The sequence below is a fragment of the Aquitalea magnusonii genome (genome assembly GCF_002217795.2).
GTDB classification, from domain to species: Bacteria; Pseudomonadota; Gammaproteobacteria; order Burkholderiales; family Chromobacteriaceae; genus Aquitalea; species Aquitalea magnusonii_B.
Window position 1 is genome coordinate 1,348,625 of record NZ_AP018823.1, and the last position, 26,133, is coordinate 1,374,757.

Sequence of the window (26,133 nt, forward strand, 5' to 3'; positions counted from 1 at the left end):
CACCATGCTGAAGGCATAAACTGTTGAACTTTCAACAGAATGTGATGATTCACGTCAGCCGACGTGATAGCCCGCACCATGGATTTCTCCTCCCTGCTCGCCAGCTTCGCCGCCGCCTTTTCCCAGCACCAGCGCCTGCTCACCCTGCAGCTGGATGGCGGGCAGATCGCCGCCGAGCAGTTATTGCCACACACGCTGGATGGCAGCGAGGGGGTGTCGCAAGCCTATCGCTATCAGCTCAGTTGTTTGTCGCCGGATGGCAATATCGAGCTCAAGTCGCTGCTCGGTGTGGCCGCCCGCCTGGGGGTGCTGGATGCCGATGGCAGCCAGGTGGTGCGTTGCGGGGTGGTGTCACGGGCCGAGTTGCTGGGTTCGGATGGCGGTTTTGCCAAGTACGGCCTCACCATCGAGCCGCCGTTTGCGCTGCTGCGGCTGCGTCGTACGTCGCGGGTGTTTCAGGACTTGTCGGTGCCGGACATCGTCAAGCAGATCCTGGCCGAGCATCAGGCCAATAATCCGGTGTTTGCCCAGGTACAGACGCTGGAGTTTCACACTGCCTCCGCCAACCCGCGCAGTTACTGTTTGCAATACCGCGAGAGCGATTTCGACTTCATCGTGCGCCTGCTGCACGAAGAGGGTTACGCCTGGCGTTTCGAGCATGTCGATGGTGAGCATCCGCAGGTCAAGCTGGTGGTGTTTGATGATGCGTACAGCCTGCCGCCCGCCGCCAGTGAGCGGGTGCGCTTTCACCGCAGCGATGCCACCGAGGAAGAAGACGGCCTGACGGATTGGAGCGCCGCCCGTCAGGTGGTGTCCGGTGCGGTGGCGCTGGCCAGTTTCGATTACCAGCCGGTGAGCACCCAGCACAGCGGCGATCAGAGCCGCATCCAGCAAGGCCGCAGTGGCGATGCCTTGCAATCCACCCTGCAGGATTACGACCCGCAGTCGCTGTACTACGCCAGCGATGCCGAGCAACTGAGTCAGTATGCGCAGCGGCGTCAGCAGGCGCACGATGTGCAGGCCAAGCAATTCTCTGGCAGCGGCTCAGTACGCAGCCTGCTCGCTGGCCAATGGTTCCGCCTGGATGAACATCCGCTGCACGAGGGCGACAGCAGCGAGCAGCGTGAATTCGTGGTCACCGGCCAAACCTTCCGTGCCAACAACAATCTGCCGGGTGATCTGGCCAGCAGCCTGCGCGGCTTGCTGGGAGATAGCAGCACATCAAACGACAGCCAGAACAGCAGCCCCTTCCAGACCCAGATCACCGCCCAGCGCCGCGGCATTCCGCTCACCCCGGCTTATGCCCACAGCACGCAGGCCAAGCCGACATCTAAAGGTGTACAGACCGCCACCGTGGTGGGGCCCGAGGGGGAAGAAGTCCACACCGACGAGTTGGGCCGCATCAAGGTGCAGTTCCACTGGCAGCGGCCAGACGAACACCCCGGCAGCGGCGCCAATCTGGACGACCGCTCCTCCTGCTGGCTGCGCGTGGCCATGCCCAGCGCCGGGGCCGGCTGGGGCCACCAGTTCATCCCGCGCATCGGCCAGGAAGTGCTGGTCGACTTTATCGAAGGCGATATCGACCGCCCGGTGATTGTTGGCGTGCTGTACAACGGCAGCCACGCCACCCCGGCCTTCAGCGGTGCCGGCGCTTTGCCCGCCAACAAGACCCTGTCCGGCATCAAATCCAAAGAACACCAGGGCGGCCAGTACAACGAACTGCTGTTCGACGACACGCCCGGTGAAGTCCGCGCCAAGCTCAGTAGCGAAGCGGGCAAGACCCAGCTCAACCAGGGCTACCTCACCCACCCGCGCAGCAATGGCAAAGCCCAGCCGCGCGGCGAAGGCTTCGAACTACGCACCGACCAGCACGGCGCCATCCGCGCCGGCCACGGCCTGCTCATCAGCACCGAAGCGCAAAACGGCGCATCCGGCAAACAACTGGCGCGCGAGCATGCGCAAAGCCAGCTCGACGCCGCGCTCAGCCTCAGCCAAAGCCTGGGCGACACCGCCGCCGCGCAACTGGCCGACAGCATGGAAACCGGGCCGGACGCCATCAACCCTGACAACGGCAAAGACGGCAACAAGGACAGCGGCCACCTGCAACACCACGCCGCCGCGCTCAAAGCCTGGGAAGCCGGCAGCAACACCGACAAAGACGGCAAGACGGCAAAAGACCAGGCCGGCCAACAGCCGCTGCTCATCCTGTCCGCCCCGGCCGGCATCGCCAGCCTGACCGAACAAAGCCACACAATCTCTGCCGGAACCAACCTCAACCTCATCGCCCAACGCGACAGCAACCACACCACCGGCCGCCGCTGGCTGCACAACGTCGGCCAGCACATCAGCCTGTTTGTGGCCGGGGTGAAAGACAAAGTGGCGCTGAAACTGATCGCCGCCAAGGGCAAGGTGCAGCTACAGGCGCAGAGCGATGCGATGGAACTGACGGCGGATAAGGATGTGACGATTACCTCGGCCAAGCAGAACATCAACTTGAATGGCAAGCAGGAAATTCTGCTGACCAGCGGCGGCGCTTACGTGCGGATCAAGGATGGCAAGATCGAGCTGCACGCCCCCGGCACCGTCAGCTTCAAGGGGGGTAGCCATGACTGGAGCGGGCCGGACAGCATGAATATTCCGATGCCGGTTTTCCCTGGCAAGCAGTTCTGCTTGCAATGCATGCTCAATGCAATCAAGTCCGGTCTGCCGCTGGCGGGACAATAGGAATGGCAATGTATTTTGCAATGGACGAAGGAAATATTGCGGAACAGTCACAAAAACTGGAAACGCTACTGAAAGAACTGCCAGACGGTCTGTATTGCTACGCACTGCTGGATGATGGATTCGATTTCAAGCGGCGCAAGATATGGCAGACCAAAGCAAGCTGGCCTTTGTATCACCTACAGGAGTGGGGTGAGCTACGCGAAGTATCACCACGACTTCTCGCATTGCATCCTGGCAATCAACCAGAGCTGCAACAACTGCTGCGTCATTGCAAGGGACGGCCGATGCTGAGCTTTCTAACAAGCCAGCTTAGCGCCCCCGCCCTACGGGATGCCTGGCAATGTAGCCTCAATGCCACCACCGAAGACGGGCAGTGGTACGTCGTCCGTTTTGCCGATACGCGCATCGCTGCCAGTCTGCCGCAAGTACTGGCTACGGCAGCATGGCAACGGCTGTGCGAACCAGTGGAGCAGTGGTTGATTATTGACCGCTACAGCCAACTGCGGGCATTGCCCATGCCGCCCAAGACGCTTCCTCCCGATGCGCAGGACCCATGGCGGCTGAGCACTCAGGAGTTCACCGCCTTAATGCATGCCTCCCTGGCAGACGTATTGGCAGACCAGTTGCACGAAGGTTTTGCCGACCTGATCCCTGCCTCTGGTGCAGTACTGTATGGCTGGCTGCAACGTACGGCCGATCTGTTAGCAGAGCATCATATTGAGGATGCCCCTGAGCAGCTAACCGTAGCGGTGGCCGTCTGCTATAGCCAGGGGCGCTTGTTGGATGATCCTCGGCTGATCCAGATACTGCAGAGCTTTGTCGAGCAAAGATGCTCCCTGAGCGAAGGACTTGCTCCGTTACTCGACGATGCTCATACCTCTTGAGAATTAACCATGACACATACGAAAAAAGCATCAGTAGTAAAAAAAACTATCCACCCGCTGTTGTTGACCAGTGCATTGGTAATTATTTCCATAATCTGGATATTCGCTATCGGCATCACATATTTTGAATACACAAGAACCCCGGACCCAACAACAGAGGGCGATTGGTCGGCATTAAACCACATTTACTTTCTAATCCTAACTTTCCCACTTCTAATAATGGCACTACTTCCCTTGTCCGCATGGGTAATAAATGGAGTGCAAAAAATAACTATAAAAATAGTATCGATAATAATAATGTTATTGATTTATGGTAGCATCTACCTTACCTTTCTTTGGAAAACATACCCGCCAACATAGTAAGCATTGCCAGAAAATACATTGCAAAAATTGGATTCCCAAGGATTTGTCAATCAGAGGGAGAGCACAACTCAATCAACGACGATACTCCATTGACTGTTCTCATCAGCCCCTTTATTAAGGCCCCCCATGATAATACTCCGAAGACTAATCGCTTTGTTACTGATACTGGGCCTACCAATACTGGTAGGGTGCGAAGAAGAAAAAACCAGTCTGAGTTATCTGGCGGTCAATCACACCACAAAGCCAATCGACTCAATCACCATTAACGATCAAGGCGGTGTGCTGAATGTCCCTGCGATGGGTGGTGGCGGCAAAGAAGTTTGCTGTGTCATCGTACCAGGCAAATGGTGGCCGGGGCTGACAGTAAAGATCAGCTGGCTGCAAGGTGGACATTTCCAGCGCGATGCCAGTGGTAATGTCGTGATGAAAAACGGCGACAAGGTATTTATTGAAGGCAGCTGGAAAACGCGCACTGTGACCATCCCGGAATATCAGGCCAAAGAAATGCAGCATGTTGATATCCACTTCCTGCCCAACGACCAGGTCTTGGTCAAATTGAGTGATATTTTCCCTGAGCACCCGGACTATCGACCTGCCTATCCTCGTGAGATGCAGAACACTTCTCAATGAGTACGCGTCACCCACATATCCACCGGAAGCAGAGAGGTTTCCAATGAGCATATTGCGTAAGCGACTCTCCGCATTATTACTGCTAAGTCTGCTATTCCTGGCAGGCTGCGAAGAAGAAAAAACCAGTCTGAGTTATCTGGCGGTCAATCACACCACAAAGCCAATCGACTCAATCACCATTAACGATCAAGGCGGTGTGCTGAATGTCCCTGCGATGGGTGGCGGCGGCGGAGAAGTCTGCTGCGTCATAGTGCCGAGCAAATGGCGGCCGGGGCTGACAGTAAAGATCAGCTGGCTGCAAGGTGGACATTTCCAGCGCGATGCCAGTGGTAATGTCGTGATGAAAAACGGCAACAAGGTATTTATTGAAGGCAGCTGGAAAACGCGCACTGTGACCATCCCGGAATATCAGGCCAAAGAAATGCAGCATGTTGATATCCACTTCCTGCCCAACGACCAGGTCTTGGTCAAATTGAGTGATATTTTCCCTGAGCACCCGGACTATCGACCTGCCTATCCTCGTGAGATGCAGCACACTTCTCAATGAGTACGCGTCACCCACATATCCACCGGAAGCAGAGAGGTTTCCAATGAGCATATTGCGCAAGCGACTCTCCGCATTATTACTGCTGAGTCTGCTATTCCTGGCAGGCTGCGAAGAAGAAAAAACCAGTCTGAGCTATCTGGCGGTCAATCACACCGACAAATCGGTACTCTCCATCACCATCAATGGCCAAGGGGGGATTCTTAACGCTCCCGCCATGGGCGGAGGGGGAAAAGAGGTCTGTTGCGTTATAGTACCCAGCCAATGGCGGCCGGGGTTAACCGTGACAATCGGCTGGGAAAACGATGGTGACTGGCTGCGTAATAAAAATGGCCAGCCCATTATTCGGGATGGCATAAAAGTATATGTGGCAGCTCCACGCAAAACGCGCACTGTGACCATCCCGGAATATCAGGCCAAAGAAATGCAGCATGTTGATATTCACTTCCTGCCCAACGACCAGGTCTTGGTCAAATTGAGTGATATTTTCCCTGAGCACCCGGATTATCGACCTGCCTATCCCCGCGAGATGCAGAAAGCCACACAATGAGTACCCAAAATCCAGCACCCTACCCAAGCGGGCAACGCGCACTCACCGCACGGGAGCAATTACAACGGGCACAAGCGCTGGCCTGCGTCAGTGGCAAGAACAGTGCCAAGTGCCAAGGCCAGATTCATGTGGTGCTGTTTTTCGATGGCACCGGCAACAACCTCAATCTGGACTATTACCAGGCCAAGCCGGACCAGCAGAAGCCCAGTAATATCGCCCGTCTGTTTCTGGCGGCGCGAGACAAGCCAGATAGTGGCTATTTCGCATTTTATATGCCTGGTGTAGGCACACCATTCCCGGAAATTGGCGATAAGGGCGGCATGCTTGGCGGCGGTGCTGGCGCAGGAGGGGAAGCCCGTATACTGTGGGCACTGACACGACTGGTAAATGCACCGTATCGCTATGTCACTAAAGGGGTCTTGATTGACGATGGACTAGCCAAGTCCATCACGGAAATGGCCAGCGGCGTAACGGGCGGTGCAATGCGCTGGGCCTTGTTCACTAATTGGCAACGTCGATTACAGGCTGCGTTGAAGGGCCGCAAACCCGAGGTAACGCAAATAAACCTATCAGTATTTGGTTTTTCGCGCGGCGCTACTGAAGCACGTGCCTTTGTGAATTGGCTGTACCGGCTCTGCCAGCAGGAAAATGGCGGCTGGCACTTTGCTGGTACTCCGCTGCGCACCCAATTCCTGGGGATTTTTGATACGGTAGCATCCGTCGGCATCGCCCAGCTGTTTCCAGACAACCTGCCTGCTACCGGACATATGGCATGGGCTGATGGAAACCTGGCCATACACCCGGCAGTCGAGCAATGTGTCCACTATATTGCCGGGCACGAGGTGCGCGCTTGCTTCCCATTGGATACTGTACGTCGCGGTAATAGTTATCCTGGCAATGCGGTGGAAGTAATGTACCCAGGTTCGCATTCCGATGTCGGCGGAGGTTACGCCAGTGGTGCCTTGGGCATCATGCCTGCACAAAACAGCCAGATGTGCGTGATTCCCTGCCGCCGCATGTACGAAGCGGCGCGTCAGGCAGGAGTGCCTCTGCAAGCAATGGAGCAGTTAGACAAAAAGATTCAGGATTTAATTAGTCCCACCCCGCAGGTCATCAACGACTTCAACGCTTATCTGCGTGATGCCAAGGTCACCCCGGCCTCGGCCGAAAAAATGCACCAACAACATATGGCGCTATACCTGAGCCATCGTTTCAAATACCGGCGCGAGTTTACCCAGCGTGCGCCCTACCGCACAGCCAGTAGCAAGCATCAAGAGTATTTACGACAAACCCAGCAAGGAATCATCTCTGGTTTGAGTAAGCTGAATGCCGGCAACCCGATGGCACCAGATTTTGATCCGATGCGCGAAGCAGTAAAAATAAAGCACAGACCGACACAGCACAACCGGGTTCTCAGCCCATCCGTATTACTAGAAACAGACCCGGTTAACGTCGCCGCCAGTATGGATCTGCGACGGCTAACACCTGCCATTGAGCACTTTCTTGAAAGTTATATTCATGACTCCGTGGCCGGATTCATTCAGGATGCGTTCTATGAGGGTACGCTAAATGGCATCGGGCTATTCAAGTTCCGCACCCTGTATAAGGGAGATGAGTGATTGGCTCTCATTTGCCAGATATCTTTATGGCTCGCTAAATTGAAGAAGCCATTCTTTATCTGTCACACAAGGAGAGTTTTAACCGAACTGCGGCTAAGCAGGCCGACGAGGTGTCAGTAGGACGGCCAATTTTTCCTGTCGGCACCATGGTGTTTTGCAGCCAGCCCACACAAAACTTCGGACATGTTTTGACCTCTTCACCATGATGCAATATTCAAAATATCAGTAAAGTGAGCCAAATTAGAAATAATCCGCAGAGTCAACTCCGTAACTGCCAACCAATACTTTAAACTCAAGGAAAACAAACGCACCTTTTGTGTGAGCAGCATTTACCATCATGCCAAATAACCTTCATGATCTCGCCGCGATAGTGCAGGAATTATTTCAACGAAACGATTTAGTGTTCGACGAATATTTGAATCATGGTCTTATGTTTTTTGTTTCCGGAAAAATTAAAGCACTACGATCCGATCTACTCTCACGAACAGATATAACGAAATGGGATGGGGAGGGTATGCATTGGTTTTACACGGACAAAAATAATGATTGGTCGCTATATCTCAGATCTGTTCCTCATGGAGTGCTGTGTCTTGCTAACATAATTTCACTGCAGCAGAAGTATCTCGAGCAGTTTGTTCCGAGTGAAATCCAATTGGCAGAAAGGCAAACTGCAGAAGTGGAACTGCAGCATGAGTTTAGGCAGCGCAATGCATCAAATATTTCAGACGATGCGCTTCATTCTATTGGTGGGCCATACTATAGCGATGGTGAACGGGTATGGATTCGTGCAGGGGATGAAAGGCATTTTCTCGCGTTGAATGATTTTGATCTTCAAAGCTTCTGCCATATTGTAGATCGTTTTGCCGCCGACCGTTCAGGTCTACGCTTCGCGCCCACTGCCATTGGTGACTCTGTTAGTGGCAATGACAGCCTGATAGTCGGAGGCGATCCTGAAACATTTATTGCTGTGCGCAACAGCTGGTATATCGATTCACAGCAAGCTTACTACGTTGATCCACGTGGATGGTTAACCATGACCAAAATTGACTCACAAAGCTTCGAGCTTATAGGCGGGCCGTATGCGCGCGATGCTAAGGGATTGATTTATGCTGGCGTACGTAAGCGCAATATAGCAACACCGGAAAGTGTTGTCAGTCTAGGGTATCTTTATGCCCGAATGGGGCCGCACCTTCTCTACGAAGGTAAAATCATCACAAATACAGGCGCAATTAATGTGGCAACTGCGAGAGCAGTCTGGGATGATGTACTGATCGATGATGGCGGTCATTATTTACTTGGTAGACGCTATCGGAAACCTGTACCTGGCCTTGACCCAGAGAGCATTCAATTCCTTACGTATGCTTTCGCTGTTGACAAGCAGAATGTCTACGCACGCACACAAAAAATAGTTCATTGTGAGTCAGCTGACCGTCCCTCCGTCAGGGCAGACGATAACTTACATAATGCTATTCGAGATAAAAATGGGCTGATTTACATTAACTCTGCCGGGTTAGTTGAACGCAGAGATTGAATCACACCCAGTTTGCTAGATACATTTGCTGCCGCTTTCAGTAGGAAAGCGGCCATTTTTCATCGATCACTCGGTCGTCTGCTTTGGCCGACATCCAGCCAAACAGAAGGGGGCATCCGCCCCCTTCGTCCTGCTTATCCACCGTCCCTACACGTAAGTCCCCCTCAGCTTCCGGGCGATCCATTCCACGACTTGCGGCACAACGGCGTTGCCGGCAGCTTGAGCCTCTGCAAAGTTGGTCGCATCCAGTCCGAGGCAAAGCCCATGATGCTCAGACGCTCGGGCCCGCTCAGCCATCGAATCCCATCCGTCGGCTTGAGCGATGAGGCCTGCACCATGGATAGGGATCTGGCTGGCAGCTTGTCCGGCAAGTAAAGTAGGGAAAGGCGTGAGCCCGGATTGTTGCGCTGGCGGCGTGCCAGGAACTGCTGCCACTGTGCAGGCGTCAGCCAGCAGCTCGATGGGGGGATGCACCATGAGCAGAAGAAGACCGGCAACAATGAATACGCGACGGCGTTTTGTGGGGACTCCGAAGCATGAAGCATCCAGCACCCGCCAGCATCCCAGATACCCGCATGCGGCAAGCGTTGAAATGACTGTCTGGAAGTCCTGGCCATCTCGGCAAGAGAGCAGCCCCGTGACGTTTTCAAGCACCAGCCAGCGAGGCTGTAGCTCGCGGGCAAGGCGGCAGACTTCAAACAACAGGCCAGAGCGCTGGCCGGCCAGGCCTTGCCGGGCTCCCATGGTGGACAGGTCCTGGCAGGGAAAGCCGCCGACCAGGACGTCAACGGCGCTGAGCTTGTGGCTGCCGACGGTACGCACGTCGTCGAACTGGCGGGCGTGGGGGAAACGGTCGGCGAGGACGGCGCGGCAAACGGGCTTGATTTCGACTTGCCAGGCGGTGGTGAAACCGGCGTTTTCAAAGCCGATGCCGAAGCCGCCGATGCCGGCGAAATCAGCCCATGTCCTCTTCCATCTCGCGCGCGCTCTCCAGGATGATCTGACGCAACCATTCAATGCCGGGGTCATTGGTGCGATAGCGATGCCACTGCATCATCTGGTGCATCTGCGCCAATGGCAGCGGGCTTTCCTTCAATACCACCGGCAGCAGCGGTGCCAGCTTGCGCGCCAGGCGGCCATGTACGGTGGCGATGCGGTCCGTCCCCTTCACCAGTTCCACGCAAGAGGCAAAGCTGAAACTGGTTACCTCCACGCGTCGCGCAAAGCCCAGCTTGTTGGCCATCCATGCTTCCACCGAACTGGAATTGGTGCCGGGCGGCACCATCACCACATGGCCGGCGTTCATGTAGCGCTCCAGCGTGAGCTCGCCTTCGGCCAAGGCGCTGCCGCGCCACACCACGCACACATGGCGTTCGCGGAAGACTTCTTCGGCAGGGTGGTCGGGCGTGCAGAATTCCTGTGGCAGCACCAGCAGATCCACCTCGGCGCGGTCCAGCGCGCGGGTCGGGTCCTGCACCTGCGGTATCAGCGCAAAGCGGATGCGCGGCCCCTGGGCATGGGCGCGCGCGATCACCCGCGGGATCAGCACACTCAGGCTGAAGTCCGACACCGAGATGCGGAATTCCCGGTTGGATTCGCCTGGAACAAAGGCCGGCTTGGCCGAGATGGAGCCTTCGATACGCCGCAGTACATCGTTGACCGCGTCGCGCAACACCTCGGCGCGCTGCGTGGGTTGCATGCGGCGTCCAACCTGGATCAGCAATTCGTCATCGAAGTATTCACGCAGGCGTGCCAGGGCATTGCTCATGGCTGACTGGCTGAGATTGGTCTTCTCGGCGGCGCGGCTGATGTTGAGTTCGGTCAGCAGCGCATCCAGAGCAACCAGCAGATTCAGGTCGAGCTTGTTGAAGCGCATGGGTGAGTCTCCCTGGTGGGGTGCCAGCGCTGCTTGCGCAGGCTTGCTGGGTGCGGTCAGGTATTGATGCCGTCCATAGCATGAATCAAAACAATCCATTTGATCAATATCAACCTCGCTCTTAATGTTGACTCATCCGCTGCACGGCCTCGCAGAGAAACACGAGAAAAGGCCGGCACGGCAAGTCGGTGGTGCTCCCCGCACCGCTGTTCTGCCTGGCCCAGACAATACGCCGCAACGGCGAAACAACAAGCCAGGCAAGGTAGGAGACTAGGAGACAAAAATGAAAACCAAACACGTACCAGCCCGTCGGCTGGCCGCTTATGCTGCCTTGAGCGTTCTGGGTGCTGGCAGCATGCAATCCGCGCTGGCCTTTGAAAGTGGCATTTCGCCATTCCCGACCGGATCGACCAGTGAATACATCGCCGCCTTGCCGCCCATTCCGGGGGTATTCGCGGTGGAACAGTTCAACTACAGCAGTTCGAACGGCCTCTACGACAACCAGGGTAACAAGCGGCCCATTCCGTTCAAGTCCGACGCTTTCAGTTCCACCACCCGCCTGCTGGCTTCCTATGGCGTGGAATTTCTCGGTGCCAAGGTGTATTCGCAACTGGTGCTGCCGCTTGTTTCACTGCATACCGAAGTAGCGGGGCAGGGCGAGACCCACAATGGCCTCTCCAATGTCACCGTCACACCGCTGCTGCTGCGCTGGGACGTGGCGGCCAACACCAATGTCACCTGGGGGTTCGACTTCGCCCTCAAGAGTGGTGCTTACGACCCTGCCCGCACCAGCGTGGCGGTGGGCTACAACTCCTACCAGCCGGTACTGGCCATCCGCCACAACGACCCGGACGGCCTGGACCTAGGCATTTCCAACCGCCTGCTCTTCAATGACAAGAACAGCGATACCCACTACCGCTCTGGCTCGGCCTATGTGGCCGACTTCATCGGCGGCTGGAACTTCGGCAAGTGGAAGGTCGGCGTGACCGGCTCCTATCTGAACCAGTTCACCGACGACAGCCAGAACGGCAGCACCATCACCGGCAACCGCGCGCGCAGCTTCGCCATCGGGCCGACCGTGGCCTACAACGCCGGCAGCTTCAACATCAACATGAACTACCAGCAAGGCGTGTATGCCGCCAACACGGCCAAGAGCAATGCCGTCTGGATCAACTTCGCCATGCCGCTGTGGCTGGACGGGCGGCACTGAGCTTATTGGACGCCGCATTCCCCGGCATCTCTCATCATCCAAGGAGTAAAACCATGTTCCGTTACTTCCCGACGAACTATGTCTGGAATCTTTCCGTCGATCTTGCCATCGAGATGGGCGCGCGTATCGGAGAAATCGAAGCCATGTGCGCGCCTTTGCAAGAGGCGGCCAGGCAGCCGGACGCGGAGGGCACTGCCGCCTTTCGTGCCACCTGGGCCGACATGGCAGAAAAGCTGTGCAGCCTGGCTGCCGAGGACGAAGGGCGCGGGCGCTTGCTCTCCGCCGGTGCCAAGTACAAGCGCGCAGCCAGCTATCTGCTGACCTGTGAACGCCTGCAGGGGCACGGCGCACCGGGCCGGCTGGAACTGTACCGGCGCTTCCTGGAGGTGTTCCAGCGCGGCATTGCCTTGTCGGGCGAGAACTGCGAGCGCGTGGAAATTCCTTATGAGGGCAAGGTCATTTCCGGGCTGTATGTCCGCGCCAGCAAGGTTGATGGCCCGGCACCGCTGCTGGTCCAGCTCAATGGACTGGATTCGACCAAGGAAATGAAATACATGGTCGGCCTGCCCGGCTGGCTGGCCGAGCGGGGTGTCTCCTCGCTGGTGATCGACCAGCCCGGCACCGGCGAAGCCCTGCGCCTGCACGGCCTGACCGCGCGCTTCGATGCCGAGCACTGGGCGCGCCACGTGGTGGACTGGCTGGAACAGCGCGACGACGTGGACCCGACACGCATTGGCTGCGAAGGCGTCTCGCTGGGCGGTTACTACTGCCCGCGCGTGGTGGCCATGGAGCCGCGCTTTGCCTGCGGCGTGGTGTGGGGAGCCAATCACGACTGGCGCGACGTGCAGAAGCGCCGTCTGGAAAAGGAGGGCGACTTCCCCGTGCCGCATTACTGGCAGCACGTGTGCTGGGTATGGGGTGCGAAGGATATCGACGACTTCATGCGCATTGCCGAAGACGTGCATCTGGATGGCGTGGTCGAGAAAATCCGCGTGCCTTTCCTGGTTACCCACGGCGAGAAGGACAGCCAGATTCCGCTCAAGTGGGCGCAGCGCACCTACGAACAACTGGTCAACAGCCCCAAGCGTGAATTGAAGATTTTTACCGAGCGCGAAGGCGGCGTGCAGCACGCCAGTTTCGACAACTCCATCAATGCCGGTCACGTCATCGCCGACTGGGTGGCCGAAACCCTGGGCGGGCGGACCAAGGCCTGATGTCTACCGCACAACGCAACACGAAAACACTGAGTCAATCAAAGGAAATACCGATGAACATCATTGGCCCCGATGCCCTGGTCTTCGGCGTGGGTGATCTGCCCGCCTGCCGTCAGTACCTGCGCGACTATGGCTTGAAAGATGCCGGTGGCGACCGTTTCGAAGCCCTCGATGGCACCGCCATCGTGCTGCGCGCCGAGGACGACGCCACCTTGCCACCGGCCATGGGTACCGCCAGCCTGCTGCGCGAAACCGTCTATGGCGTGGCCGATGTCGCCACGCTGGACGCCATCGAAGCCGAACTGCGCCGCGACCGCGAAGTCAGCCGTCGCGATGGTGTGGTACGCAGCGTCGATGACATGGGTTTTGCGCTGGCTTTCCAGTTGACGGTGCGGCGCGATCTGGCGCTGCCTTCCGAGCGCGTCAACAGCCCCGGCGACGCCCAGCGCCCACCCAATCAACTGGGTTTGCCTGCGGACTTGCCAGCGCTGCCACGCACCCTGTCGCATGTGGTGTATTTCGTGCCAGACGTCGCCAAGGCCGAGGCTTTTTATCAACGCCTGGGTTTTAGCTGCACCGACCGTTTCACCGGTGTGGGACCCTTTCTGCGCCCGGCCGGCACGCAAGATCACCACACCCTGTTCATGATCCAGACGCCGCCCTTCATGAAAGGCTGCGAACACTTCACCTTCCACATGGGCGGCCCCACTGAAGTGCTGCTGGCCGGTACCCGCTTTGTCGAGAAGGGCTACCAGAGCTTCTGGGGGCCGGGACGCCACCGCTTTGGCAGCAACTGGTTCTGGTATTTCAATTCGCCGCTGGGCTGCCATGTCGAATACGACGCCGACATGGACCTGCACGATGAACAGTGGGCCGCGCGCGAAGCGCCCATGGGCGCGGATGCCTCGCAACTGTTCCTGTTCCAGTACCGTGAGAAGTGGGCACCGGGCAGCCCGCCGCCGCCTGGCGCGGCAGGCTGACATTAGCAGCGCGGAGACGGCGATGTACCTGTGCCACATCAGCGAATTACCCGAGGACGGTGCGCGCGGTTTCGATACCGCAGGCGCAGGGCAGGCCACCATCTTCCTGCTGCGCAAGGGCGATCAGCTGCGCGGCTGGCGGGACTTCTGCCCGCACCACGGCACACCGCTGCCATGGCGGCGCGATGCCTACCTCGACACTAGCGGCCAGCACGTGGTCTGTGCCGCCCATGGCGCGCGGTTCGATCCGCTCAGCGGGCTGTGTACGCTCGGCCCTTGTCTGGGCGACAGGCTCATCCCGGTGCCATTGCGCATCGATGACGCAGGTGGCCTGCATGTGGCCGGGGGTGAGCAGATTTAATTCGTACAAGAAAAATTCAACAAGAAAATAAAGGAGACACATCATGACACTAGCAGCGCAACGCATCCTCATCATCGGCGGCGGTTTTTCCGGCATGTCGGCCGCCATCGACCTGCGCCGCCGTGGCGCACACGTAGAACTGGTCGAACTTGATGCCCAGTGGCGCAACTATGGTGCCGGCATCAGCCTGGGACCGGCCACCCTGCGTGCCTTGAAGCAACTGGGCGTGCTCGACGCCTTCCTGCGTGAAGGCGCCGCCGGTGACGGCGTACGCCTGTGCCTGCCGCATGGCCCGCAAGTTGCCGAACTGCCCACGCCACGCCTGGCCGCGCCCGATGTGCCGGGCGGCGGCGCGATCCTGCGGCCGGTACTGGCCCGCATCCTGGCTGATGCCACCCGCGCCGCGGGTACCGACGTGCGCCTGGGCTGCACCTTCACCGCACTGCGCGAAGTCGGCGAGCAAGTCGAGGTGGACTTCACCGATGGCCAGACCCGTCGCTACGACCTGGTGATCGGCGCCGACGGTCTTTATTCCAAGCTGCGCGCCGAGGTCTTTCCCGACGCCCCAAAACCGCGCTATAGCGGTCAGGCGGTATGGCGTGCGGTGCTGCCGCGCCCGCCAGAGATCGTCACGGCCACCATGTGGCTGGGGCCGCGCATCAAGCCGGGCGTGAATCCGGTTTCCCGGGAGGAGATGTACCTCTTCGTCACCGAGCCGCGCCCGGTGAATGACCATGTTGATCCGGCTACCTTCGTCAGCCATCTGCGCGGCTTGCTGGAAGGCTTCAGCGCTCCGGTGTTGCAGACCATACGCGAGCAGATCGACGACAAGGCCCGCATCATCTTCCGTCCGCTGGAAGGCCTGCTTTTGCCGCGTCCGTGGCACCGGGGCAGGGTGGTGCTCATCGGCGACGCCGTACATGCCACTACCCCGCACCTGGCTTCGGGTGCCTGCATCGGCATTGAAGACGCGCTGGTGCTGGCCGAGGAACTGGCGCGCCATAGTCAGGTGCCGCTGGCCCTGTCGGCCTTCGAAGAGCGCCGCTGGGAGCGTTGCCGCATGGTGGTGGAGAACTCGGCCCGGCTAGGCGAGATCGAGGTCGAAGGCGGCGACAAGGACGAGCACTCCCGCATCATGCGCGAATCACATGCCGCGCTGGCGCTGCCGATCTGAATTTCCGGACGACATGGACGATTGATGTTTCTCAATTTGCGTGCAACGCAAGGAGACAAGATGATCACGAGCAATTCCAAGCGCGCGCTGGCTGCGCTGATGCTGGCGCATTGCGCCGGCATGATAGACCTGGTCGCGCTGCCGATCTGGGTTGGCACGCTGGTGGCGCATTACCACTTCGACCCCATGCAGGCCGGCTTGCTGGCTTCGCTGTTCCTGGGCGGGGCCGTGCTGGCCAGCGCCGTGCTGGCACCGTACTTCAACCCGGATACGGCGCGCTGGCAGGCCGCCATCGGCTTCAGCCTGTCGGCCCTGCTGTTCGCCGTGGCGGCACAAACCAGTCACTACCTGCTGCTGGCTGCGCTGCATGCGCTATGCGGCATCACCACCGGGATGTCGCTGAGCGTTACGCACGGCACCATCGCCAGGGGCAGCAATCCGCATCGCGGCTTTGCGCTGGTGGGCATTGCGCTGGGTGTGTTCGCCATCCTGTTTCTCGGCGCTGCGCCGCCTGTCGTCGCCAGCCTGGGTGGCCCGGTGCTGTTCTATCTGTTTGCCGGTGTGATGGCTGTGGGTGCGCTGGCCTGCGCCCTGGCCTTTCCGCGTCCCGAGAGCGGCGGTCTACCGCGCGTGACCCAGCCTCGCCAGCCGGTGCCGCGCCAGATCTGGTACGGCATTGTCGGCATCGCCTGCATGGGGCTGGTGCAGTCGATGACCTTCAGCTTTCTGGAACGCGTCGGCAGTGATCGTGGCTTCGGCCTGAACGCCGTGACCGGCGTGCTGATTGCACTGGGCTTCGTCAACCTGCTGCCGGCACCGCTGGCCGCCTTGCTGGAAAAACGCCTGCCGGCCCGCACCGTGCTGATGGCAGGCCCGCTGGTGCAGGCCCTGCTGGTGGTGGTGATCATGACCTCGGTTCACTTTGCGCCCTATGCGGCGGCCGCTTCGGTGTTTGCCGCCGTGATGATCTTCACCCACACCTTTGCCTTCGGCCTGATGGCCCGCCTGGACCGCAGTGGCCGTGCCATGGCCGCCACGCCCGCCATGCTGATGACCGGTGCGGCCATTGGCCCCATCCTCGGTGGCACGCTGGTACAGGGCTGGGGCTATGCCAGCCTGGGGCCGGTGACACTGGTACTGGGTGTGGCTGCATCGTTCTGTTTCTCGCGGCTGCCGCGCAGCAGCGCTGTTCAAACCCAGGAGGCACTGGCATGACCGCATCCTTGCAAGCCCGTCGGCGTCATCGTTTCGTCGATTTGTCCATCTATCTTGAAAACGATGTGCTCTCCGACCCGCCGCCGCTGGCACCGAAGATCACCTACCAGACCCATGCCGACACCCTGCCGGAATTCATGGCCATGCTGCCCGGCACCCGGCCCGAGGATTATCCCGACGGCGAGGCCGCCGCTGCCGAGTGGGTGACGCTGACCACGCACAACGGCACCCATCTGGATGCCCCCTGGCATTTTCATTCCACCCAGGATGCCAAGAACGGCGGTGCGCGCCCCTCCATCACCATCGACCAAGTGCCGCTGGAGTGGTGCTTCCAGCCGGGCGTGAAGCTGGACTTCCGCCATTTTCCCGATGGCTATGTTGCTACCGCCGCCGATGTGGAAGCCGAACTCAGGCGCATCGGCCACGAGCTGCAGCCGCTGGACATCGTGGTGGTCAACACCCGTGCCGGTTCGCGCTACGGTCAGCAGGACTATCTCGGTGCCGGCTGCGGCATGGGCTACGAAGCCACCATGTATTTGCTGGAACGCGGCGTACGCCTGACCGGCACCGATGCCTGGAGCTGGGACGCGCCGTTTTCCTACACCGCCCGGCGCGTGGCCGAAACCGGCAACAAGGCCCTGATCTGGGAAGGCCACAAGGCAGGCCGTGACATCGGCTACTGCCACCTGGAAAAACTGCACAACCTGGAAGCCTTGCCCGGCCATGGCTTCACCATCAGCTGCTTCCCGCACAAGATCCGTGGCGCCAGCGCCGGCTGGACGCGGGCGGTGGCGATTTTCGACGAACCCTGAATGCCTGCTTTGCCAACAGCAGACTGACGCCAAGCAAGCCATTTACAGGAGCCCATGATGTCCTTTCCCCCCATTCACCGCGTCGTCACCGGTCACGATGCGCAAGGCCGGTCCATCGTCAGCAGCGACGGCCCGCTGCCTACCATTGTTGAAGTGGCGGCCATTCCCGGCACGCTGTTCCATGAGGTATGGAGCACCAGCACCACCCCGGTGTGCGTGGACAACGGTGCCGATCCTACCCTGGGTGCGCTGGTGCTCTCGCCGCCGGAGCAAGGCACGCGCATCCGCTTCGTTGATATTCCGCCCGATACCGCAGAGTTTCTCGCCAGTGCCGACAGCAAGATGCACGAGGCCTTCAGCCAGATCGGTGAAGCCGCCGCCTCCACCGTGCAGGCCGACTCCCCGCATCCGCTGATGCACCGCACCGAATCGGTGGACTACGGCATCGTCATCGAAGGTGAGATGACGCTGGTGCTGGAGCGGGGCGAAGTCGCCCTGAAACCCGGCAGCGTGGTAGTGCAGCGTGGCACCAACCATGCCTGGGCCAATCGCTCGGGCAAGCCTTGCCGCATGCTGTTTGTCCTGGTGGATGGCCAATACGACCCGGCCATTGCCGCTCAACTCTCCAGGGGGAATGCAGCATGAAGTTCGCCACACTGCGTGACGGCAGCCCCGATGGCAGGCTGGTGCTGGTGTCCCGTGACGCCCGCAGCGCCTTGCCGGTGCCACAGGTGGCCCGCAGCCTGATTGATGCCATGGCGCGCTGGGACGAGGTGCTGGCGGCATTGGCCGCGCACGATCTGGCACTCAATGCAGGCCGCGCCGAGGGCATCATTGCCTTCGATCCGCAGCAGTGCATGGCACCGCTGCCGCGTGCGCCGCAGTGGCTGGACGCCTCGGCCTTTCTGAATCATGGCCGCCTGATGGAAGAGGCGTTCAAGACGCCGCCGATTCCGCAGTTCGACACGGTTCCGGTGATGTACCAGGGCGCCAGCGATGATTTCCTTGGCCCGTATCAGGAGGTGCCGCTGCGCTCGGAGCAGGAGGGCATCGATTTCGAAGGCGAGTTCGGTGTCGTCATCGGCCCGGTCGCCATGGGGGCGACGCCGGAAGAAGCCTTGCGCGCCGTGCGCCTGGTGGTGCAGCTCAATGACTGGAGCCTGCGCGCACTCGGCCCGCATGAAATGAAGACCGGCTTCGGCTTTCTGCAAGCCAAGCCGTCCACCTCATTTGCGCCCATCGCCGTCACGCCCGATGAACTGGGCGAGGCCTGGCGCGATGGTCGCGTGCAGATGCCCTTGCATGTGCAGTGGAATGGCGAGCGTTTTGGTCAGCCGCACGGTGGCGAGATGAATTTCTCCTTCGGCCAGCTGATCGCCCACGCTGCGCACAGCCGCCGCCTCACCGCCGGTTGCATCATCGGTTCCGGCACAGTGTCCAATGTGGCGCGCACGGCGGGCTCAGCCTGCATCGCGGAACGGCGCGTGATCGAAAAGATCGACCTGGGCGAAATCCGTACCGGCTTCATGCGCTTTGGCGATGAGGTCCGCATGCAAGCCTGCTACGAGGATGGCCGCCCAGGCCCCTTCGGCGTGGTGCAACAGCGCGTGGTGGAGGCGTCATGAAGGTTCTGGTCACTGGCGCAGGCGGCTTCATCGGCACCGTGCTGTTGCAGTTGCTGCAGCAGGCAGGGCAGGTGGGTAGTCAGCCCATCACTGCTCTGGCGGCGCTGGACCGGCAATTGCCGCCGCTGCCCGGTACGGTTGAGCGCATCGAAGGCGAACTACAGGATGCGCAGGTGCAGGCGCGCATCGCCAGTTTTGCTGCGGATGTCTGTTTTCACCTCGCTGCCCTGCCTGGGGGCGCGGCCGAGGCCGATCCGGCCTTGAGCCGCCGCGTCAACCTGGATGCCACGCTGGACCTGTTTGCATCGCTGGTCGCCGAGCGTGCGGCATCGGCCAGGCCACCCGTGGTGGTGTATGCCAGCACCATTGCCGTCTATGGCACGCCCTTGTCAGACCCGGTGACGCCGGTCACGCCCACACGACCGGCGCTGATCTATGGCGCGCACAAGCGCGCCTGCGAAATCCTGCTGGCCGACGCAACGCGCCGTGGACAGCTGGATGGCCGATCGCTACGGCTGCCGGGCATTGTGGCGCGTCCGCGCGTTGCCTCCGGACTGGTTTCGGCCTTCATGAGCGAACTGATGCATGCCCTGGCCGCCGGCGAAGCAGTAACGCTGCCGGTCGGCCCGCAGGCCACCGCCTGGTGGATGTCAGCCCAGCGCTGTGCCGAGAATCTGCTGCATGCCGCAACCATGGACCCGGCGCTGGACACCGATGGTCACAGCGAGCGCACCTGGGCGATGCCGGTGCTCAGGCTGTCCATGCTGCAAATGGTGGAAACCCTCTCTGCCTTGTATGGCGTCGATGGCCGGACACTGGTGCGCTATGCCCGGCAAGAACAGGTGGAAGCCGTCTTTGGCCGCTATCCTGTCCTGGATGACGCCATCGCACGCCGCCTTGGGCTGCGCGATGACGGCTCGGCAGAGGAGCTGGTACGGCGCGCATTGTTTCCCTTCTCCTGTGCTTCCCGGACAAGCAGCTTTGTAGCATGACCGGGAAGTTGGGGTGGATACGGCATGCTGCCGCATCCGCCCCTCTTTTTATCTTCACGACAGATAGGGAATAAACCAGTGCCGCGCTATTGAGTAGTGCCGGACTTTAACGCCGATTCAGACAGCCATGGAGATTAAACATGAAAGCCGATTCATGGCAGGGCAGAAAAGAATTGTGGGTTTAATGGCAAGGGTTGCACGCCATTAAACCCACATTATCAGCTGGCAGGCGCTAGAACGGTAATCCGACGTAGTTCTCCGCCAGCGCTCCCTGAGCCATTTCGGATGAGAACAGGTATTCAAGGTCGGTTTGTTGCAATTTCTGATCGTAAAAATTACTTTCCGGAAAGGTATGCAGCATGGTTGTCATCCACCAGGAGAAGCGCTGCGCCTTCCATACCCGTGCCAGTGCTTTCTCGGAGTATGTATCCAGACCGGTATTGTCATTGTTTTGGTAGTGTGCAAGCAGCGCGTGATACAGGTAATAAATATCTGATGCCGCACTATTAAGGCCGCGCGCACCTGTCGGTGGCACGATATGCGCAGCATCGCCAGCAAGGAACAGGCTGCCATAGCGCATGGGTTCCGCCACATAGGAACGTAGCGGAGCGATGGATTTTTCTATCGAGGGGCCGGTAATCAGACGGGCTGCAATATCTTCCGGTAAACGTCGTTTCAATTCATCCCAGAATTTGTCGTCGGGCCAGTCCTCAATATTGTCGCTCAATGGTACCTGGATGTAGTAACGACTCAGCACCTGCGAACGAAGTGAACAGAGCGCAAAGCCTCGCTCATGCTTGGCGTAAACCAATTCCGGCGAAACCGGCTTGGTGCGGGACAGGACGCCCAGCCAGCCGAAGGGATAAACCTTTTCGTATTCTTTAAGTACTGTTTGGGGAATTGACTTGCGGCTTACACCATGAAAACCGTCTGCACCGATGATGTAGTCACAATCAATACGCCTAGCTTCGTCACCTATCCGATAAGTAACATGTGGATTGGCGGACAGCAGATCATGCAGTTGAACATCTTCGGCATGATGGATGACGATGCCATTCATACGATCACGTGCTTCATACAAATCACGGGTCAGCTCCGTTTGGCCATATACAACAACCGAGCTGCCGTGACTGTATTTGTGCAGATCAACACGGCGCTGTTTGCCATTGTGCGCAATGATAAAGCCATCGTGAATTTCACCTTCCCGGTCCATGCGTTCACCACACTGGGCTTCACGCATCAACTCTGCGAAACCGTGCTCGAGAACCCCGGCGCGAATGCGGCGCAGCACATATTCCCGGCTTTGCCGCTCAAGGACAACCGTGTCAATTCCTTTTAGATGCAATAGTTGTGAAAGCATAAGGCCGGATGGGCCGCCACCGATAATGCAAACACTTGTTTTCACTTCATGTCTCCTTGTTTGAAATCGCCGCATTCCCTGCCCAAATACCCAGGGAATGATCACCGGATCAATTCATCGTGATGCCAGCTACTGGCTAATGGAGAGACTAGTCTTCATCAGCCCATGCTCCAATGGACAATCAGTGCAAAGACTTGTACTTTTCTTATGTCAACAAGCTTGATTGTGGCTGTATTCATTCTTTTGCTGGTATTTTTTCAATATGAACATTCTTGTGCCAACATTTTCCTTATACGGAGAACAACCCACCAGCATCAGCCGGGAATATCTCCATATAGAAGAAATATCGACACGCAGTGCCGCGCGAAACTGGCAGATAGACACCCATACCCACGAGGGCATGTTGCAATTATTATTTGTTTTTTCAGGCAGTGCGCGGGTGCAGCTGGATAGTGATGAACGCGAATATGAATCTGCGATTGCGGTGATTATTCCGCCAGGCGTAATTCATGCTTTCAAGTTTGCATCACAGACCAGGGGTTATGTTCTGACCCTTGATGCTTCCGGGCTGGCGGCGGAATCCGAGGATGGAACACAGATGTTTTCCATTCTCAAGGGGAAAGCCGATGTGATGGTGCTGGCAGCTGAAGGCAACTGCAGTGCCGCACGTATCCAGGCCTTGCTGGAACAAATTGCCGCGGAGTTCAATAACCCCGGCCCTGCCAGCATCCGCTTGCAAGTATGGCAGGTGAGGGCGCTATTGCTTTTGCTGGTGCGGGTCCAGTTGCAGAGTGAAATGAACAGCGATGAAAAGACTGTTGGCCTGACGGTAAGGTTTCGCGAACTGGTTGAAACGCACTATGCCCAGCACTGGCCTGTCGAACGTTATGCCGCAGAACTCAATCTGACTGAAAGCCGGCTTAATCGCCTGAGCCAGAAAAATTTCGGCAAGTCTGCCTTTGGCTTCATCCAGGAACGGCTACTTCTGGAAGCGCGTCGAAAACTGATTTATACCAGTACATCAATATCTCAACTGGCTTATGAACTCGGATTTTCCGACCCCGCCTATTTCTGCCGATTCTTCAAAAAGCAAGTTGGGATGGCACCTGGTACATTCCGGATCAGCAGCCTGCGTTAGCGCAATGGATGAATAAGCTTTAACGGCAAGCCTGAATCGTCCCGGCTTCTCTAGATGCATTAACATTTGCGTCAATCTGCCTAGCACAAACCAGCAGAGGCCTCCGCATATCCGGTGGCGGGACGGGGCGTTATCTTGATGGCAGCCTGTCTAAGCGGGGCTGCGCGTTTTAAATGAACGTTGGCGGCTTGCCAATTAGCAGCGGCCAGCAAAGCAGTTGGCAACGGCGAGGCAGTTTCTGGTCTGTTTCATACCTGAAAACGAGCGGTAATTTCGTGCAAGTTATTCGAGAGGGCACTTAGCTGGGTGGACGTGGTTGCCAGCTCCTCCACGGTGGCGCTGTTTTCCTCCGCCATCTGCGAAACTCGCTCCATGTTTTGTGCCAGGCTTTGGCTGGCGATGCGCTGCTCACCCAGTGCATCGGTGATATTGGCAATGCTGCGTTCGATTGCATGGGTGCTGTTGCCAATACGGGTGATGGTTTGCGAGGCCAGTTCGGTGCTGCTGGTGACAGCCTGCACGCTGTCCAGGCTGGAATCCATGCTGCCCACCACCTGTGACACACCATGCTGGATCGCGTTGATCATCTGGGTAATTTCACGCGCGGACGAGGTGGTGCGTTCCGCCAGCTTGCGCACCTCGTCGGCCACCACGGCAAAGCCTCGTCCCATTTCACCGGCGCGGGCGGCTTCGATGGCGGCGTTCAGCGCCAGGAGATTGGTCTGGTCGGCAACATCGCGAATCACGGTGACGATGCTGTCAATCTTTTGCACCTCATTGCTTAGCATATTCATCTGGGTGGAGGTGCCGCTGACCGCCTGGCTGACATCCTTGATACGGGCCACTGAATCAATCACTTCCTTGCCACCGTCACGGGCCAGGCTGCCGGTCTGCAAGGACTGGCGTTTGGCCTCGTCGGAATTGTCCGCCACATGATTGATGCTGACGGTCAATTGTTCGATGGTGGCGGCGGCTTCCGAGGTGGCTTCGGCCTGGTGCTGCGCGCCGCTGGCCACTTGTTCCGCCATGCTGGACAGCTCGCGGGCGGAGTCCGACACATTGCTTGCATTCTGCTGAATCGACTTCACGATTCCGCGCAGACCGCTGCGCATTTCCTGGATGCCACGGGCAATTTGAATAGCCTCATCACGCGCCGGGGGGTAAGCCTCATCTTCGCCGGTGAGGTCGCCTTGGCGAATTTTTTCAACTAATTGGGAAGATTTTTTCAGTGGTGTCACAATCAATGCGGAGATAAATAGCGCGCACAAGCTTGCCATGACCAGTGCAATTCCCCCTATAGTCAACATGCTAAGCATAGACTCCTCATATTCGCGAGAAGTATCTGCTACAGCTTGGCGCATCAGACCTTCCTGAAAGGTGGCGAACTCATTGAGACTGGCCATAAAGGTATTATTGGCCGGGGCTATTTTTTGCTTGATCAGTTCGGCAGCTTCTGTTGATTGATGGTTACGGATTAAGGGGTAGAGTTGTTCTAGCGCCTTGTTTAAGGCTTGGTCTTCTGCTTTTAGTGTCAAAAAAAGTGCTTTGCCTTTTTCTGTGGAAAGAAGGGTGGCGATTTTTGCCATGTCTTCTTCTTTGGAGCGATTCAGGTTTTCTACTTTTGAAAGATAATCCTCAGTATTGCTGGAGCTGAAAATGACAGCATTTCTAACTTGCCTGGCAATATCAAGAGATTTGATTGTGATATTTTTTGACAGTTCTATTTGGGGGAATTCACCTTGTGTTACTTCAATTATTTGAGTATTGATGGCCCGCATATTATAAACCGCAGTGCCCAACAGGATGACTAGCAGCAGAATCACTAAAGTGAATCCACCAATTAACTTTTGCCTGACGGTCAGTTGGCTGAGCATGATCTTTCCCCCTGCGTTAATTTTGACGCTGCTTGGCCTGAGATTGTTGATTAATTTTAAATTAATCAATTGTAAGTCATGCCTGTTTCAATTCTTCATTTAATAGACCACAAATGCCGTTAGCACAAGTGAGTGCTGTTTTAATTGCACTTTTGGTACTGGAAGGTTGTATTGTCTGCAAGGGATGACGCTTGTTGTCGCTGAGCGCAGCGATGCTATTGCCAGGTGGCGACATGCTGGAAATGATCAAGCTTGCCTGGCTGTTCCCAGCCATCGGTGATGTTGGGCTGAATGACCGGCCTACAGCGCTTGCTGCATGCCCAATAGCCTCTCGGCTTGTCCGCTGCTTGTTCGCCAGGATCAACTGCGGTCTGCGCTGTATGCATCCCTGCCTTTATCGCGCCATTGCATCCGATTGCGCTGGCATACAAACCGCTGCCCAGCGATATTGGTATTGGATGGGAATGGCAATCCGGGGGTGTTTGCTTGAGGTGAGTGGATCTTGCATCAGGGCAGGGCTGCCCCGTGTATGGGGATTAAGGTTTATGCGGACCATTGAGCATGCGGCATGCATGTATTGCGGGCCAGCTACCGGATGCTCCGCCTGGTTTTGTGACACCGATACAGTATTAAGCGATCTGGCCAATTGGCGTACTAATTTACCGACCATTCATGATGCCGGATTCAATCCATATTTGACGCGTAAGGCATGCAGATTGCCGGAATCCTCCAATTTTTGCAGCGCTGCTTGCAAGTAACGGATGGTGGAGGAGGGCAGCTTGCGGGATAGCATCAGATGGACTCCTGTTTGCATGCCATGCAGTGGAATCACACGTACCCGCTGCTGTAATTGCAGTTGTTTGATATGCCAGTCCAGCTCTTCTTTTGCGTGCAGGACAAAACGCACGCGGTGGCGTACCAGCTTGCCCAGATTTGCCGCCAGGCTAATCGCGCCATCATCCATTTGCAGTGGTGCCGGATTGCTCAGATGCGCGCCATAGGCGGAGCCCTGGATGATGGCAATCACTCCGTTCTGGCCCAATCCACTCAGCTTATTTTCCGGTAGCTGGAATAAGGCATCTTCTCTGCGTACCGCCACTGCAGCCTGCTGCATATAGAGTAAGGGCCTGCTTATCACGATGAAGCGCCGCTGCCGGGAAGCTGAATCTGCCAGACCAACGACCATGTCTATCCTGCCTTGCTCCAGGTCGCTTTCCAGGCGGCGCAAGGAGCGCATGCTGTCCTGACCTGTAATATGCAACTGAGGATCTGCCTGCAGCAGCCGGATCAATTCAATGCTGAAACCGGGCAGGGCAGGGTTGTGGGGATTAAAGCGCATCAGGTTTCCTGCCTGGGCACTGCTACGCAGATTGATGGCGTGGGCGCTGCCCGAAAATGCCAGGTAGATCAGGGCAAGAAACTGGAACAGACGAATCATTGTTTACCGGATGAACAAG

At 57.9% G+C, this 26,133-nt stretch carries 23 protein-coding genes; 18 read left to right on the forward strand and 5 right to left on the reverse strand.

Annotation, left to right across the window (positions count from 1 at the left end; genetic code table 11):
• The first annotated feature begins 78 nt into the window (after positions 1–78).
• The 7 genes from DLM_RS06610 to DLM_RS06645 all read left to right on the forward strand — a co-directional run bounded on the left by DLM_RS06610 (position 79) and on the right by DLM_RS06645 (position 8,845).
• Positions 79–2,724, forward strand: a complete 2,646-nt coding sequence (locus DLM_RS06610) for a type VI secretion system Vgr family protein (protein WP_119313212.1) — start codon at positions 79–81, stop codon at positions 2,722–2,724.
• Positions 2,725–2,732: 8 nt separating this feature from the next.
• Entirely contained in the window at positions 2,733–3,608 is an 876-nt protein-coding gene (locus tag DLM_RS06615; protein WP_167467048.1) for a DUF4123 domain-containing protein, read from the forward strand.
• A gap of 516 nt (positions 3,609–4,124) precedes the next feature.
• Positions 4,125–4,601, forward strand: a complete 477-nt coding sequence (locus DLM_RS06625) for a DUF3304 domain-containing protein (protein ID WP_231960114.1) — start codon at positions 4,125–4,127, stop codon at positions 4,599–4,601.
• A gap of 43 nt (positions 4,602–4,644) precedes the next feature.
• Positions 4,645–5,148 (forward strand): DUF3304 domain-containing protein, encoded by a 504-nt coding sequence (locus DLM_RS06630; RefSeq protein ID WP_089084724.1) that lies wholly within the window; start codon positions 4,645–4,647, stop codon positions 5,146–5,148.
• A 43-nt stretch (positions 5,149–5,191) separates the two neighbouring features.
• Positions 5,192–5,695, forward strand: coding sequence for a DUF3304 domain-containing protein (locus tag DLM_RS06635; protein ID WP_089084725.1), 504 nt, complete (start codon positions 5,192–5,194; stop codon positions 5,693–5,695).
• Complete coding sequence (locus DLM_RS06640; RefSeq protein WP_089084726.1) at positions 5,692–7,314, forward strand: T6SS phospholipase effector Tle1-like catalytic domain-containing protein; 1,623 nt, start codon at positions 5,692–5,694, stop codon at positions 7,312–7,314. The genes DLM_RS06635 and DLM_RS06640 overlap by 4 nt, the downstream gene beginning before the upstream one ends.
• 337 nt (positions 7,315–7,651) lie before the next feature.
• Positions 7,652–8,845 carry a hypothetical protein gene (locus DLM_RS06645; protein WP_089084727.1) on the forward strand — a complete coding sequence of 398 codons (1,194 nt, stop codon included), beginning with the start codon at positions 7,652–7,654 and terminating at the stop codon, positions 8,843–8,845.
• Positions 8,846–8,992: 147 nt separating this feature from the next.
• Here DLM_RS06645 and DLM_RS06650 read toward each other — a convergent pair whose 3' ends face one another.
• Both DLM_RS06650 and DLM_RS06655 read right to left on the reverse strand, forming a co-directional pair.
• A complete protein-coding gene (locus DLM_RS06650; protein ID WP_089084728.1) occupies positions 8,993–9,874 on the reverse strand; it encodes a DNA cytosine methyltransferase in 882 nt (293 codons plus the stop codon).
• Entirely contained in the window at positions 9,801–10,721 is a 921-nt protein-coding gene (locus DLM_RS06655) for a LysR family transcriptional regulator (protein WP_089084729.1), read from the reverse strand. The genes DLM_RS06650 and DLM_RS06655 overlap by 74 nt, the downstream gene beginning before the upstream one ends.
• Positions 10,722–11,004: 283 nt before the next feature.
• Here DLM_RS06655 and DLM_RS06660 point away from each other — a divergent pair, with 283 nt between their 5' ends.
• From DLM_RS06660 to DLM_RS06705, 10 genes are read left to right on the forward strand one after another with little or no spacing between them, the layout of a single operon-like run.
• Positions 11,005–11,931, forward strand: a complete 927-nt coding sequence (locus DLM_RS06660) for a SphA family protein (RefSeq protein ID WP_197715522.1) — start codon at positions 11,005–11,007, stop codon at positions 11,929–11,931.
• Positions 11,932–11,984: 53 nt separating this feature from the next.
• Positions 11,985–13,145, forward strand: coding sequence for an alpha/beta hydrolase family protein (locus DLM_RS06665; RefSeq protein WP_089084730.1), 1,161 nt, complete (start codon positions 11,985–11,987; stop codon positions 13,143–13,145).
• 53 nt (positions 13,146–13,198) lie between these two features.
• Positions 13,199–14,125, forward strand: a complete 927-nt coding sequence (locus DLM_RS06670; protein WP_089084731.1) for a VOC family protein — start codon at positions 13,199–13,201, stop codon at positions 14,123–14,125.
• A gap of 22 nt (positions 14,126–14,147) precedes the next feature.
• On the forward strand, positions 14,148–14,486 hold the full coding sequence (locus DLM_RS06675) for a Rieske (2Fe-2S) protein (RefSeq protein ID WP_089084732.1): 339 nt from the start codon (positions 14,148–14,150) through the stop codon (positions 14,484–14,486).
• 43 nt (positions 14,487–14,529) lie between these two features.
• Positions 14,530–15,660 (forward strand): FAD-dependent oxidoreductase, encoded by a 1,131-nt coding sequence (locus DLM_RS06680; RefSeq protein ID WP_089084733.1) that lies wholly within the window; start codon positions 14,530–14,532, stop codon positions 15,658–15,660.
• A gap of 60 nt (positions 15,661–15,720) precedes the next feature.
• Positions 15,721–16,875, forward strand: coding sequence for an MFS transporter (locus DLM_RS06685; RefSeq protein WP_089084734.1), 1,155 nt, complete (start codon positions 15,721–15,723; stop codon positions 16,873–16,875).
• Positions 16,872–17,687, forward strand: coding sequence for a cyclase family protein (locus tag DLM_RS06690; protein WP_089084735.1), 816 nt, complete (start codon positions 16,872–16,874; stop codon positions 17,685–17,687). The genes DLM_RS06685 and DLM_RS06690 overlap by 4 nt, the downstream gene beginning before the upstream one ends.
• 54 nt (positions 17,688–17,741) lie before the next feature.
• Positions 17,742–18,332: a cupin domain-containing protein gene (locus tag DLM_RS06695; RefSeq protein ID WP_197715523.1), complete on the forward strand. Its 591-nt coding sequence runs from the start codon at positions 17,742–17,744 to the stop codon at positions 18,330–18,332.
• Complete coding sequence (locus DLM_RS06700) at positions 18,329–19,312, forward strand: fumarylacetoacetate hydrolase family protein (protein WP_089084736.1); 984 nt, start codon at positions 18,329–18,331, stop codon at positions 19,310–19,312. Before DLM_RS06695 ends, DLM_RS06700 begins: the two co-directional genes overlap by 4 nt.
• Entirely contained in the window at positions 19,309–20,304 is a 996-nt protein-coding gene (locus DLM_RS06705; RefSeq protein WP_089084737.1) for an NAD-dependent epimerase/dehydratase family protein, read from the forward strand. The genes DLM_RS06700 and DLM_RS06705 overlap by 4 nt, the downstream gene beginning before the upstream one ends.
• Before the next feature lie 232 nt (positions 20,305–20,536).
• On the opposite strand, the gene pobA is transcribed toward DLM_RS06705, so the two are convergent.
• On the reverse strand, positions 20,537–21,709 hold the full coding sequence (gene pobA, locus DLM_RS06710) for a 4-hydroxybenzoate 3-monooxygenase (RefSeq protein WP_089084738.1): 1,173 nt from the start codon (positions 21,707–21,709) through the stop codon (positions 20,537–20,539).
• A gap of 217 nt (positions 21,710–21,926) precedes the next feature.
• Here pobA and DLM_RS06715 point away from each other — a divergent pair, with 217 nt between their 5' ends.
• On the forward strand, positions 21,927–22,802 hold the full coding sequence (locus DLM_RS06715) for a helix-turn-helix domain-containing protein (protein ID WP_145985783.1): 876 nt from the start codon (positions 21,927–21,929) through the stop codon (positions 22,800–22,802).
• Positions 22,803–23,050: 248 nt separating this feature from the next.
• Here DLM_RS06715 and DLM_RS06720 read toward each other — a convergent pair whose 3' ends face one another.
• The gene (locus DLM_RS06720; RefSeq protein WP_089084740.1) at positions 23,051–24,676 is read right to left on the reverse strand and encodes a HAMP domain-containing methyl-accepting chemotaxis protein; all 1,626 of its coding nucleotides are present in this window, start codon (positions 24,674–24,676) and stop codon (positions 23,051–23,053) included.
• A gap of 670 nt (positions 24,677–25,346) precedes the next feature.
• Entirely contained in the window at positions 25,347–26,114 is a 768-nt protein-coding gene (locus DLM_RS06725; RefSeq protein WP_089084741.1) for a substrate-binding periplasmic protein, read from the reverse strand.
• Positions 26,115–26,133: the final 19 nt, after the last annotated feature.